Here is a 12,925-nt window from a genome sequence, read left to right on the forward strand (position 1 = left end):
TTGGCGGCCGAATCGCGACCGCCAGTACCCCAAATTGTGGGGGAAACGTGGTGAAAAGCCGCGGTTCACGGAAGATGTCTTGATTATTTCACGGCTTTGCTGCATATGCCGCGGCGCCATGATGGCGTTTGCTGCAGATGCTCAATGACGGCCGCTCTTGTTTGGAAGATCTCGGCCCGCCTGCAAGTTCGGAGTTGTCTTGTCGATCGAAGGATTGGTCGCTGCGATGCGGTGGAGCACAATGTGCATGCCGGCCTTCGAGGTTGGATGCAGCCGGAGTTGTATGAACTTTTTTGATCCGCTTCCGCCGGGACCTGGGACGAGCGACCCTCGCATTGCCGCGCTGGCCGTCGCATGGAAAGGCTGCCGGTGATCACCGCTTACTGTTCCAATTGCAGATCGGTCGAGATCCGCGATCTGACGCATCCCGCATCCTTCCCTGAGGATGTCGTATGGATCGACATGATCGAGCCGAGCCGCGACGAGGAGCTCTATGTCGAGAAGGTTCTCGGCATCGAGGTTCCGACCCGGGACGACCTCAAGGATATCGAGCCCTCCGCCCGTCTCTATGTCGAAAACGACGCCGTTTTCATGACCGCTTCGCTCCTCTGGAAGGCCGATACCGACGCACCGACGCTGACCGATGTCGCCTTCATCCTGGCCGGCAACCGGCTGGTCACCATCCGCTACGCCCATCCCAAATCCTTTGCGCTGTTCATCGCCGCCCTTCACCGGCTGCCGGAAAACTGGCGCAGCGGTGCTGCCCTTCTCGCCAAGCTGCTGGAGACGATCGTCGACCGCACCGCCGAGATCCTCGAGGTCTCCGTCTCGCGCATCGACATCTTGTCGATGCATGTCTTCGGCGACCGGGCGAAGAAGACGCGCAAGCCCTCGAACTACCTCGAGGAGAAGCTGCGCGATATTGCCGGCTATCATCGGACGATCAGCAAGGTGCGCGACAGCCTCGGGTCGCTGTCCCGCCTGCTGACCTTCTTTCACACGATCCCGGCAGTGCAGCAGGACCGCGAGACGAAGGAACTCTGCCGCACGCTGTCGCGCGATATCCAGTCGCTGTCGGAGCATGCCGCCTTCGTTGCAGGCAACATCACCTTCCTGCTTGACGCTTCGCTCGGTCTGATCAACATCGAGCAGAATTCGATCATCAAGATCTTTTCGATCGCCTCGGTGGTGTTCTTGCCGCCGACATTGGTCGCCTCCATCTATGGTATGAATTTTCAGGTCATGCCGGAGCTTGCCTGGGCCGCGGGTTATCCCTATTCGCTGGCCCTGATGGTGATATCCGCCGTCATCCCCTTTTTCTTTTTCCGCTGGAAAGGCTGGCTCTGAGGAGCCTGTTGCAACTTCATGTCCGAAGCGAGCCATCCGAACGAATCCCAGATGACGCCGAAAAAGCTGTTCTATCTTGCGCTCGGTTCCGTCGGCGTCGTCTACGGCGATATCGGCACCAGTCCGCTCTACGCTTTTCGCGAGGCGCTGAAGCCCGTCGCCCATGACGGCGTCACCCGTTTCGAGGTCATCAGCCTGATCTCGCTGATGATCTGGGCGCTGACCATCATCGTCACCATCAAATATGTGCTGTTTTTGCTGCGCGCCGACAATGAGGGCGAGGGCGGCACGCTGTCGCTGCTCGCTCTTCTGATGAAGACCGCCAACGGCCATACCGCCATACTCATGCTGCTCGGCCTGATGGGCGCTGCGCTCTTCCTCGGCGATGCGATGATCACGCCGGCGCTGTCGGTGCTTTCCGCCGTTGAGGGCCTGAAGCTCGTCACCCCGAGGCTTTCGGAATATATCGTGCCGATTTCGGTGGTGATCCTGGCGCTGCTCTTCGTCGTGCAATCGCGCGGCACCGGCGCCGTTGCGAGATTTTTCGGCCCGATCACCGCCGTCTGGTTTCTCGTCATGGCTGCCGCCGGCATTTCGCATATCTCGGATGATTACGGCATCCTTGCCGCCTTCAATCCCTATTACGCCGTCAGCTTCCTGCTGCATGAGGGCTTTTACGGCGTCGTCGTGCTCGGCGCCGTTTTCCTGACGGTGACGGGTGCCGAAGCGCTCTATGCCGATCTCGGCCATTTCGGTCGGCGTCCGATCCAGTGGGCCTGGTTCCTGCTGGTTTTCCCGGCGCTGACGCTGAACTATCTCGGACAGGGCGCTCTCGTCCTCGGCAATCCCTCGACGATGTCCGATCCCTTCTATCTTATGTATCCGAAATGGGCGCTGCTGCCGGTCGTCATCCTGGCGACTGCCGCGACGATCATCGCCAGCCAGGCCGTCATCACAGGCGCTTTCTCGATGGTGCGCCAGGGCATCAACCTCGGCTTCCTGCCGCGCATGGAAATCCTCTTCACCTCGGAAACCAATACCGGGCAGATCTTCGTTCCCTCGGTCAATGCCGTGCTGTTCATCGGCGTCATCTTCCTGGTCCTGAGTTTCAAGACGTCGGACGCGCTGGCGACCGCCTATGGCATTTCCGTCACCGGTGCCATGGTCGTCACCTCGATCATGGCCTTCGAATTCGTTCGCGCCCGCTGGAACTGGTCGCTGCCGGTTGCGGTGATCGCGCTCGCGCCGTTGGTCGTGCTCGAACTGATCTTCCTCGGCGCGAACCTGTTGAAGATCCACGACGGCGGCTACATCCCGATCCTGATCGCCACCGCCTTTACCGTCATCATGTGGACCTGGCGCCGCGGCACCGCGATCCTGATGGAAAAGACCCGCCATACCGATATTCCGCTCCCCTCCTTCGTCAGCTCGATCGAGCGCAAGAGCGAACATTCGCCGGCCCAGGTTCCGGGCACCGCGATCTTCCTGACCAGCGACCCGGAATCGGCCCCGGCCGCCCTGCTGCACAATCTCAAGCACAACCACGTGCTCCACGACCGCAACGTCATCCTGACGATCCGCACCGTCAACAAGCCGCGCGTCCCGAGCCAGGACCGCTACAAGGTCGAGCAGATTTCCGAGCGCTTCTCCCGCGTCGAACTGCTGTTCGGCTTCATGGAATCGCAAAATGTCTCGCAGGCCCTGGCGACCCTGCGCAAGACCGGGCTGAAGTTCGACATCATGTCGACCTCCTTCTATCTCGGCCGCCGCAAGCTGGTGCCGGACGCCAAGTCGGGCATGCCCTATTGGCAGGACCGGCTCTACATCGCGCTTGCCAACGCCGCCGCCAATCCGTCGGACTACTTCCGCCTGCCGGCCAACCGCGTGGTGGAACTGGGGTCGCACGTTATTATTTGATGGGTGGGATGACATTGCTGACGTGGGTGCCGCGCTTTGAATGGCCCCTCCGCCACCTCGTCCTCCGTCATGCTCGGCCTTGAGCCGAGCATCCACACGGCATCCACCAGTAACTGTGGCATGGGTCCTCGGCTCAAGGCCGAGGACGACGGAGATTGGGGATGCGTTCCTGCCGAACTCGCCTTACGGAGCCACATCAATAGATATGGGGTCATGAAGAGCGCAGCGGCTCCGGATGGCCGAAACTGTCAGCCACATTAGAACATGCAAAACTTCGCATGGTCACATTCCGGCACGCCCCGTTAACCGGACGTCAAGGTTAATGCGGGATTTATTATGGAATGTTCCCGCGTTCCATGCCCGGAGTTGGTGTTGCGTCGAAAGAGCTCTCCCCGTAGCAAGCTGCGTCTTCTTCCCGAGAATTGGGTGTCGCCCGCAATCTTCGGGCTCGCCGGCTGGCTGATCTTCCCGAGTGTTGCATCTCATGCCGATCTCGCCGCCATGCTCGCCGGTCTCGACCGGGAGGGGCAGAACTGGCGCATGGTGCTGACCAATTCGCCGGCCGGCTCGATCCATCAAGCCGAACTTGCCTTCGCCGATCCGGCGGTGACGGGTTCGATCTCCTCAGGCGCCGGCATGGTGCTTCCCGATGGCCGCAAGGTTGCCTTTAACGCCAAGGATAAGGGCCACGAAGACACGCCCGACGAGGATCGCGTCAACCGCGGCACCAAGAAAGGCCGCGTCGTCGCCGTTGAGAGGATGCAGCCGCCGAAGGATTTTTCCGCGGGCTCGATCCTTGAGCGCACCAGGATGCTCTTCACCCCGAACTTCGATCTCAAGGACAGGTCGGCTTTCGTCAAGCCAAAGATCCAGGGCAAGGAAATCGAGATCGCCACTTCTTTCTATAAGAAGCAGCCAGTGGTGACCGATAATGGCGTGCCGGCGATGCTCGCAAGCCTCGTTACCAACGACAAGGCTGATGTGCTGGCCACCGCCTATGGGCCGGCCGCACCCGACTATTCCCGCCAGTCGCCCTTTGATTCGATTCTGACCGATCAGGACAGCGGCCGCTTCGTTCCGGAGATCGGTCCGCACGACCATGCCTGGGCCGCTAGCATATTGTCGCCGAGCGTCTTTTCCGCCCGCGAACAGCAATGCCTTGCCTCGGGCATCTATTTCGAAGCGCGGGGAGAATCGGTGAAGGGTCAGGCGGCCGTTGCCCAGGTCATCCTCAACCGCGTCCGTAACCCTTCCTATCCGAAATCCATCTGCGGCGTCGTCTACCAGAACGAGGATTGGCGCAATCGCTGCCAGTTTTCCTTCGCCTGCGACAGCATCAAGGACAGGGTGAACTCGGAATATCACTGGCGGATGGCCCGCGATGTGGCGATGGCGGTGACATCAGGCAAGATCTGGCTGCCGCAGGTGGGCTCGGCGACGCATTACCATGCCGTCTATGTCAGGCCCAAATGGGCAAAGACTATGGAAAAGGTCGGCCGCATCGGTCTTCACGTCTTCTATCGCACCTATGGCGGCGGCTGGAGCTGAGATAAATCGCCGGCGCAAGCCGATTTCCGTGGCTTAAAAGCGGATTCTTTCCATCGAATTTAAGAGATCGACCCAAAATCGACTTATCTCTTTGATTCGACGAAATTATTTTCTGGCTGGACAGAAGCTGTCTACGCCTTGACTATACCAATCCCTAAAACTATGTTGCGCGCGACTTCAGAACGGGCCGGAAGGGTCTCAACCTTCGCGTCCGGGGTCCGAATGACCGGGGTAGCGGGAGTGCGGGCGACGGGCAGGCGAGGAGAGATCCATGGCGGATGACCGCGAGGAAAGTCTTGAGAAGCGCCGTGCGCAACTGGAAGCGAAACTCGCGACCAAGCGCGCTGAGGCGGGAGTGGAACATGCAAGCGAGGCCCAAGCCGAGGTAAGCCGCAAAGGTTATGCCCAGGCGATGAAGCTTTCCAGCGAGTTCATTGCCGCGATCATCGTCGGTGCCGTTCTTGGCTATGTTCTCGACCGTTTTGTTGGCACGGCGCCTTGGGGGATGATTGTTCTTCTGCTTCTCGGATTCTGTGCCGGCGTTCTGAACGTGCTGCGTTCTGCGGGGGTGGTGGCCCATCCCCTGGACGATAAGGACGACAAGAAATAAGGACCGGTTCCCGGTCCAGTGCAATGACCCCGCGTCCTGCGGGCCAAAGAGAGAGAACAAGCGGTGTCCAACGATCCGACTCATCAGTTCCAGATCTTCAAGATTGTGCCGATCGAAATCGGCGGAATTGATTTTTCGTTCACCAACGCATCGCTCTTCATGGCCGCTTCGGCCGCCGTGGCTGTAGGCTTCCTCTATTTCGCCACCTCGAACCGCGCCATCGTGCCGGGTCGTTCGCAGTCGGTCGCGGAAATGTCCTATGAATTCATCGCCAACATGCTGAAGGAAGGCGCCGGCAAGCAGGGAATGAAATTCTTCCCGCTGGTCTTCTCGCTCTTCATGTTCGTGCTGACGGCGAACCTGCTCGGCATGTTCCCGTATTTCTTCACGATTACCAGCCAGATCATCGTCACCTTCGCGCTGGCGATCCTCGTCATCGGCACGGTTCTCGTCTACGGCTTCTATAAGCACGGTTTCCATTTTCTAAATGTTTTCGTGCCCTCGGGCGTGCCGGGCATATTGCTGCCGCTGGTCGTCTCGATCGAAATCATTTCCTTCCTGTCCCGTCCGATTTCGCTCTCGGTTCGTCTTTTCGCCAACATGCTCGCCGGTCACATCACGCTGAAGGTGTTCGCAGGCTTCGTCGCCTCGCTTGGAGCCCTCGGTGCAGTCGGTGTCGGCGGCGCAGTTCTTCCCCTCATCATGACCGTCGCCCTGACCGGTCTCGAGTTCCTCGTCGCCTTCCTTCAGGCTTACGTCTTTGCGGTGCTGACTTGCATGTACCTCAACGACGCAATCCATCCGGGCGGGCACTAAGGATAACGACAACGACGTCTCCAGGGCGTCAGTCATTCGCCGCAACAACCATTTCAAAGGAGTTCAACATGGAAGCGGAAGCAGCAAAGTACATCGGTGCAGGCCTGGCTTGCTTTGGTATGGCCGGTACGGCTCTCGGCCTCGGCAATATCTTCGGCAGCTACCTCTCCGGCGCACTGCGCAATCCGTCTGCCGCTGACAGCCAGTTCGGCCGTCTGGTATTCGGCTTCGCCGTTACGGAAGCTCTGGGCATCTTCTCGCTGCTCGTCGCTCTCCTCCTCCTCTTCGCCGTCTGATATCGGCGAATAGATGGATCACGGCCTGCCACCGCAAGCCGTGATCCTTTGCATTTGCAGTCCACCTGGAGGTGAGAATGTTTTTTGTGACCCCGGCTTACGCTGAAGAAGCACCGGCGGCAGCGACGGGTACGGATGCGCATGCCGCTCCGGCCGCAGGCGAGGTCCATACCGAGACCGGTGTTGCCGAAGGCGAACACGCGCGCGGCCCGTTCCCGCCTTTCGATTCGACGACCTACGCATCCCAGCTGCTCTGGCTGGTGATCACGTTCGGCGTCTTCTATTTGCTCATGCAAAAGGTCATCGCGCCGCGCATCGGGGCCATCCTCGATCAGCGTCATACGCGTATTTCCCAGGATCTGGAAGAAGCAGGCCGCCTGAAGGCGGAAGCCGACGCCGCCGTCCAGACCTATGAAGGTGAACTGGCCGCTGCCCGCGCCAAGTCCAACGCGATCGGCGCCGCCGCACGCGATGCCGCCAAGGCCAAGGCCGAAGAGGATCGCCGCGCTGTCGAGGCGAGCCTGTCTGAAAAGATCAAGGCTGCCGAGCTGCGCATCGGCGAAATCAAGGCCAAAGCCTTTGCCGACGTCGGCACCATTGCCGAGGAAACCGCGGCTGCCGTGGTCGATCAGCTGATCGGCGGCACCGTCGCCCAGGCCGATGTCGCCGCCGCCGTCGCGGCCGCCAAGAAGGAGGCTTGATCGATGGAATTTCACTTTGATGCGACTTTCTTCGCCCTTGTCGGCCTCGTCCTCTTTCTGGCGCTGGTCGTCTACCTGAAGGTTCCGGGCATGATGGCACGGTCGCTCGACGACCGCGCCGATCAGATCCGCAACGAATTGGCCGAAGCCAAGCGCCTGCGCGAGGAGGCCCAGCATCTGCTCGCCGAATACCAGCGCAAGCGCAAGGAAGCGGAAGCTGAAGCGGCCCACATCGTGGCTGCCGCCGAGCGCGAAGCCGAAATGCTGACCGCTGAGGCAAAGAAGAAGACGGAAGAATTCGTCACCAACCGCACGGCGCTTTCCGAGCAGAAGATCAAGCAGGCCGAAGCCGAGGCGATGAAGGCGGTCCGTTCCGCCGCCGTCGATCTCGCAATCGCCGCTGCAGAAACGGTGCTCGCCAAGCAAGCCGACGCCAAGGTCCAGTCCGAACTCTTCGGCAATGCCCTCGGCCAGGTCAAGACACGGCTCAACTGAGCAGTGTCGCATGGAATGGAGAAAAGGCCGGGCATGTCCCGGCCTTTTTCTTTGTGATTAGAGCCTGTCCTTTGCTCGGCCGCGTACGGCGCCTTGATCCGCCGAGTTGCCCCTCATCCGCCTGCCGGCACCTTCTCCCCGCTTGCGGGGCGAAGGGACATGCCGAAACCTTCCGTCCCCTCCACGCTGTCCATCCTGCGGCTCGCTCTCGCATTGCCCTACGCTTTCCGTCCCGCAGGAAAGAGTGGACGTGCCATTCGAAAAGGCTGCGGGGAACGGAGACGACTCGGCTTGTCCCTTCGCCCCGTTTACGGGGAGAAGCGCAACCATTAAGCGGAAGAGCTTTGCAGCGGGGTACTTTTTGCCCACGGGGTTTGGCGTTTGAGGACTGTGTTGGCGAAGATGATGAGTTTGCGGGCGCATGCGATGAGGGCCTTTCTGTGAGATTTGCCCTTCTGGACGAGGCGTTTGTAGAGCGCCATCAGCGCCCCGTTCCAGCGCTGCGAGGCCGGTAAGGCGGCATTGAACAGCGCTCTGCGCACGCGCGCCCGACCACCGGCTATATGGCGCTCGCCGTCATGTTGGCCGCTCTGGTCGTCATAAGGCGCCACGCCGGTCAGGGCGGCGATCTCCTGGCGGTCGACCTTGCCGAGTTCGGGCATCAGGATGACCAGGGTGAGCGCCGTGCGCATGCCGATACCATCGACGCTTTCGATCAGGTCCAACCTGCCGGCGAGGTCATCATGCTTGCGGATGGCGGTTTGCAGCCGGGCGAGCTCGGCCTTGCCACGCTGCTTGAGCCCGTCGATGGCTCGATCGATTTCCTTGAGGATGCGTCGATCGGTGAAACGTTCGCGACGGGTCTTCAAGCAGGCGATGTCGGCCTCGATCTGCTCGATGAACAGCAGCCATTCGCCAAAGGCTTCCAGGCGGCTGTCGGGCGGTTGGCGCGACGCCGTCGACCAGGCGGCGCATTCTGCGATCAGGGCGGCGTCGAGCCGGTCGTTCTTGGCGCGGCGCAGCTTGTAGAGGCCGAAAGCACGGACCTGGCGCGGCTGCAGCAGGATGACCTCGAGGCCTCTCTTATGCAGATATGCAATGACGCCGCGCTCATAACCGCCAGATGCTTCGATGCCAATCCGTTCGATCCCGCGCTGCTTGAGCCAGTCGGCCAACGTCTTCCAGCCTTCGGCGGTGTTGGGCACTTTCAGTCTGTCGCTCACCGGGTAGGTGGCGATGTCGAGCCACATTTTGCCGGTATCGATACCGGCGGCTTTCGTGATAATCTCAGCCATCCTTGTCGTCCCTGCCTTGCATACGAACCAGGTTGTTCCAGCAACCATTCGGGCCACGATGAGGAGCCGATCGCGATCCTGCTTCTCCCCAACCCAAAAGGTTCTGGTGGCTGCGATCCGACAATCGGCGCCTTTGGCCGGGCGGCCGCCCGGCCAAAGGCATCCCGCTTATACAACATCTCTTATGCAAGGTGGCGGCAGCCGGATGAGGGGCAGCTCGGCGATCAAGAAGCCACGGCGTGTTTCTTTTGGAGACCTATTCCGAGATCAGCTCGTCCATCTCAGGACCGTCCTCGACCTTGCGCAACAGCCGGAAACTCATCCGGTGCAGGGGGCAGGGGCCGTGTTTTTCGATGCCGGCGCGGTGCTGCGCCGTGCCGTAGCCGACATGGGCGGCAAAGCCGTAATCCGGAAACACGTGATGCGCCCGGGCCATCATCCGGTCGCGTGTCACCTTGGCGACGATCGAGGCGGCGGCGATCGAGACCGAGCGGGCATCGCCCTTGACAACAGCCTGTCCCGGACAATCGAGCCCGGGCGGCACGTCAAGCCCGTCGGTCAGCACGTAGCTTGCCGGAACGGCGAGGCTGCAGATCGCGCGGCGCATGGCGTCGAGGCTCGCCTTGCGGATATCGGTCTCGTCGATGCGCGTCGAGCTGGAGGAGGCGATGGAGACCGTGGCGGTCGCCAGGATCTGCACGAACAGCTCCTCGCGCCGTTGCGCCGAAAGCTGCTTGGAATCGTTCAGACCCTCCGGAATGCGCTTCGGATCGAGGATGACGGCGGCAGCCACGACAGGTCCGGCTAGCGGCCCGCGGCCTGCCTCGTCGGCGCCGGCGACCGGCCAATGGCCGGCCTTGCGGGCTCTGAGCTCCAGCCGGAAGTCCGGCACGAGGGGAACCGCTTGGAAAAGCTCGGGAGAATCGGGTGGCGTGCGAGGTTTCATGCGGCTGAACCTCGCACGCCAACCCGATTGCCCGCAAGTCCCCGATCAGGGCGGCGGTCGGGGACCGGGTCCGGCGGATGGTGGCGGTCAGGGCCATCCGCAGGAATTGCGCTCGGGGCTCGAAAACAGGGCGGTTTTTCTGAGCAGCCGATACGCAAGCTACAAGCAATTCCAGGAAAAGTGCGAAGCGGTTTTCCGTCCGGAGTTGCGTAAAAGGCAGAAGCAATTCCAGGAAAAGTGCGAAGCGGTTTTCCGTCCGGAATTGCGTAAAAGGCAGAAGCAATTCCAGGAAAAGTGCGAAGCGCTTTTCCCAGGCAAAGCGCGAAGCGCTTTTGCCAAGAATTGCGTAGGAACAAAGGCTAAAGCAGTGACAGCTGCACGCCGCTGCCATCCGGCGGCACGAACAGATCGTCGCGCAGCGGCATGCCGCGTCGCGTCAGCCCGAAACGTCTGGCGGCCATTTCAAAGCGCCGGGCGATCTGCCAGGCATAGGGACCGGCGCCCTTCATGCGCTTGCCGAATTCGGCATCGTAATCCTTGCCGCCGCGCATCGAGCGCACCAGCGACATCACATGCCGATAGCGATCGGGATAATGCTGCAGCAGCCAGTCGCGGAAGAGTGGGCTGACTTCGAGCGGCAGTCTCAGGATGACATAGCTCGCCTCGGCGGCGCCGGCAGCCTTGGCCGATTCGAGGATGCGTTCCAGCTCGTGATCGTTCAGCGCCGGGATCAGCGGGGCGGCCATCACAGCCGTCTGGATGCCTGCTTCCGACAGCGTGTGAATGGTCTCCAGCCGGCGCGGCGGCGTGGCAGCGCGCGGCTCCATCGTCCGGGCAAGCTTGCGGTCGAGCGTGGTTACGGAGATACCGACGCGCACCAGGTTCTTTGCTGCCATCTCCTGCAGAATGTCGAGATCCCGCAGGATCATCGCCGATTTGGTGACGATCGATATCGGGTGGTTCGCCTTGTTCAAGACCTCGAGAATACCGCGCATGACGCGCCATTCCTTTTCGATCGGCTGATAGGGGTCGGTATTGGTGCCGATCGCGATCGCCCGCACCTTGTAGCCCGGCTTGGCGAGTTCCCGCTCCAGCAGTTTTGCCGCATCCGGCTTGGCGAAGAGCTTCGTCTCGAAATCGAGCCCGGCGGAAAGCCCCATATAGGCGTGCGTCGGCCGGGCGAAACAGTAGATGCAGCCATGCTCGCAGCCGCGATAGGGGTTGATCGAGCGGTCGAAGGCAATGTCAGGCGATTCGTTGCGGGTAATGGCCGTTCGCGGCTTCTCGATCTGCACGTCCGTCTTGAACGGCGGAAGCTCTTCCAGCGTGTGCCAGCCATCGTCGAAGGTCTCGCGCTGCAGCGCCTCGAACCTGCCGGTCGGGTTCAGTCCCGCCCCGCGCCCACGGCGCCGGTCGACCTCGATCCTCAGACCGGAGGACACGATCATCGCATCGGCAATATCTGCCGTATTGGCAGGCGCGAATGCGGCCTGCCCTGCCAGGGACTGCTCTCTCATCGGATTCTCCCGCGGCAAAAGCCATCGCTTCCGCCCGTTTTGATGATTAAATTCCTATCCGCAAAACAAGAACAATGCAAGAACAAAATGCGGAAAACGCCGCTGGCAAAAATTTGTGCGGCGCATTATGAATGGGCAATGTTGACGGTTGTTCTTGAATGTCAGGATCAGGAAACTGAGCTGGCCCAGACTTTATCGGTATTGGTGGCTGGCGCTGTGGAAGGCCTCGTCAGCGATGTGGTGGTGCTCGATCACGACTCGCGCGACGGCAGCTCGCGGGTCGCCGACGCCGCCGGCTGCCGCTTTTATTCGCATTGGGATATCAAGGACATCGTCCGCTCCGCCCGCGGCGAATGGCTGCTCTTCGTCGAGCCCGGCGCACGGCCCCAGGCCGGGTGGATCGATGAGATCGCCGAATATATCGCGCTGAACAAACTGCCGGCCCGCTTCACCGCTTCGCGCGGCTACCGGCGCCCGTTCTTTGAGCGCCTCGGCCGCGCCGCGCCGCCGCTAGAACTCGGTCTGCTGATGCCGAAGAACCAGGCGCTCGCCGCCGCCAAGAGCGGCATGCGCCTTGCCGAATTCGTCAAAGGCCAGAAGCCGCGCAAGCTCTCAAGCGAACTGATTCCCGCTTGGGTCGCCCGCGCTGCGCGGTAAGCAGTTTCACTCTCTGTCATGCCCAGAACTTGACCGAAGGCTGTCTGGTTGGCGCGGAGAGCTGCCCCTCACCCTAACCTGACCGGGGTCGAGCCACTGGTCTCGACCCGTTCTTCGGACCCGCAAACGGGGCGAGGGGACGTGCCAATAAGAGGTGGGTGGGAGACGGAGAGGTCGCGGCATGGTCCCTTCGCCCCGTTGTTACGGGGAGAAGGTGGCGGCAGCCGGATCAGGGGCGGGCCTCGCTGTGTAGCGCGTCACTGATCTCTCCTCCCCTCGCGAAAACATGGCGCCCAATAGGATTTCGCGCTATAATTCTCCCATGGCGCCGCCGAAGCGCCGCGCTTCGCAACGGATGGCCATGAATGCCGGTGGACGGCAGAACAGGTCGGCGACAATCTCCTCTTCTGCCGGGTTCCCGGCGAAAGGAGGTGCGTCATGCCACGCGGTAGGATCTACGGCGTACGCAATATGGTCTACGGCCTGTTGGCCGTCATATTGCCGACATTGGTGATCGCGCATCCGCATTCGGCAGCATCGCAGGCGATGCTCAGTTGCGCAGGCCGATCCGAGGTCGTCAATTTCCTCGACAGGAATTTCGCTGAAAAGCTGACAGCGGTCGGACTGGTCAACGAGAACGCCGTTATGGAGGTCTATGCCGCCAAAAGCGGCACCTGGACGCTCGTCGTCACGGATGTTCACGGCATAAGCTGCATTCTGCTGTCGGGTGACAGCTGGGAAACGATGCCGGCTCTGCCCGGCCTTGCTACATAGCGAATT

13 protein-coding genes are annotated in these 12,925 nt (G+C 61.2%); 10 read left to right on the plus strand and 3 right to left on the minus strand.

Features of this window, described 5'->3' with window-relative positions; genetic code table 11:
* The first annotated feature begins 369 nt into the window (after positions 1 to 369).
* The 8 genes from RLEG4DRAFT_RS37235 to RLEG4DRAFT_RS37270 all read left to right on the plus strand — a co-directional run bounded on the left by RLEG4DRAFT_RS37235 (position 370) and on the right by RLEG4DRAFT_RS37270 (position 7,730).
* Complete coding sequence (locus RLEG4DRAFT_RS37235; protein WP_003584563.1) at positions 370 to 1,347, plus strand: magnesium transporter CorA family protein; 978 nt, start codon at positions 370 to 372, stop codon at positions 1,345 to 1,347.
* Positions 1,348 to 1,365: 18 nt separating this feature from the next.
* Complete coding sequence (locus RLEG4DRAFT_RS37240; protein ID WP_003584564.1) at positions 1,366 to 3,264, plus strand: potassium transporter Kup; 1,899 nt, start codon at positions 1,366 to 1,368, stop codon at positions 3,262 to 3,264.
* A gap of 336 nt (positions 3,265 to 3,600) precedes the next feature.
* Entirely contained in the window at positions 3,601 to 4,812 is a 1,212-nt protein-coding gene (locus RLEG4DRAFT_RS37245) for a cell wall hydrolase (RefSeq protein WP_051040932.1), read from the plus strand.
* A 271-nt stretch (positions 4,813 to 5,083) separates the two neighbouring features.
* Positions 5,084 to 5,422 carry an AtpZ/AtpI family protein gene (locus RLEG4DRAFT_RS37250; RefSeq protein ID WP_003584568.1) on the plus strand — a complete coding sequence of 113 codons (339 nt, stop codon included), beginning with the start codon at positions 5,084 to 5,086 and terminating at the stop codon, positions 5,420 to 5,422.
* A gap of 63 nt (positions 5,423 to 5,485) precedes the next feature.
* A complete protein-coding gene (locus RLEG4DRAFT_RS37255) occupies positions 5,486 to 6,238 on the plus strand; it encodes a F0F1 ATP synthase subunit A (RefSeq protein WP_003584570.1) in 753 nt (250 codons plus the stop codon).
* 68 nt (positions 6,239 to 6,306) lie between these two features.
* The gene (locus tag RLEG4DRAFT_RS37260) at positions 6,307 to 6,534 is read left to right on the plus strand and encodes a F0F1 ATP synthase subunit C (RefSeq protein ID WP_003545854.1); all 228 of its coding nucleotides are present in this window, start codon (positions 6,307 to 6,309) and stop codon (positions 6,532 to 6,534) included.
* Between the two features lie 77 nt (positions 6,535 to 6,611).
* Complete coding sequence (locus RLEG4DRAFT_RS37265; protein WP_003584571.1) at positions 6,612 to 7,235, plus strand: F0F1 ATP synthase subunit B; 624 nt, start codon at positions 6,612 to 6,614, stop codon at positions 7,233 to 7,235.
* Positions 7,236 to 7,238: 3 nt separating this feature from the next.
* On the plus strand, positions 7,239 to 7,730 hold the full coding sequence (locus RLEG4DRAFT_RS37270) for a F0F1 ATP synthase subunit B (RefSeq protein ID WP_003584574.1): 492 nt from the start codon (positions 7,239 to 7,241) through the stop codon (positions 7,728 to 7,730).
* 329 nt (positions 7,731 to 8,059) lie between these two features.
* On the opposite strand, the gene RLEG4DRAFT_RS37275 is transcribed toward RLEG4DRAFT_RS37270, so the two are convergent.
* From RLEG4DRAFT_RS37275 to RLEG4DRAFT_RS37285, 3 genes are all read right to left on the minus strand, one after another.
* The gene (locus tag RLEG4DRAFT_RS37275; protein ID WP_003584576.1) at positions 8,060 to 9,025 is read right to left on the minus strand and encodes an IS110 family transposase; all 966 of its coding nucleotides are present in this window, start codon (positions 9,023 to 9,025) and stop codon (positions 8,060 to 8,062) included.
* Positions 9,026 to 9,281: 256 nt separating this feature from the next.
* Positions 9,282 to 9,971 carry a ribonuclease HII gene (locus RLEG4DRAFT_RS37280; RefSeq protein WP_003584578.1) on the minus strand — a complete coding sequence of 230 codons (690 nt, stop codon included), beginning with the start codon at positions 9,969 to 9,971 and terminating at the stop codon, positions 9,282 to 9,284.
* A 359-nt stretch (positions 9,972 to 10,330) separates the two neighbouring features.
* Positions 10,331 to 11,488, minus strand: coding sequence for a PA0069 family radical SAM protein (locus tag RLEG4DRAFT_RS37285; RefSeq protein ID WP_003584580.1), 1,158 nt, complete (start codon positions 11,486 to 11,488; stop codon positions 10,331 to 10,333).
* Positions 11,489 to 11,626: 138 nt separating this feature from the next.
* Here RLEG4DRAFT_RS37285 and RLEG4DRAFT_RS37290 point away from each other — a divergent pair, with 138 nt between their 5' ends.
* The gene (locus RLEG4DRAFT_RS37290; protein WP_037095065.1) at positions 11,627 to 12,145 is read left to right on the plus strand and encodes a glycosyl transferase; all 519 of its coding nucleotides are present in this window, start codon (positions 11,627 to 11,629) and stop codon (positions 12,143 to 12,145) included.
* A 438-nt stretch (positions 12,146 to 12,583) separates the two neighbouring features.
* Positions 12,584 to 12,919 carry a hypothetical protein gene (locus RLEG4DRAFT_RS37295; protein WP_003584582.1) on the plus strand — a complete coding sequence of 112 codons (336 nt, stop codon included), beginning with the start codon at positions 12,584 to 12,586 and terminating at the stop codon, positions 12,917 to 12,919.
* Positions 12,920 to 12,925: the final 6 nt, after the last annotated feature.

The sequence above is a fragment of the Rhizobium leguminosarum bv. trifolii WSM2297 genome (genome assembly GCF_000271845.1).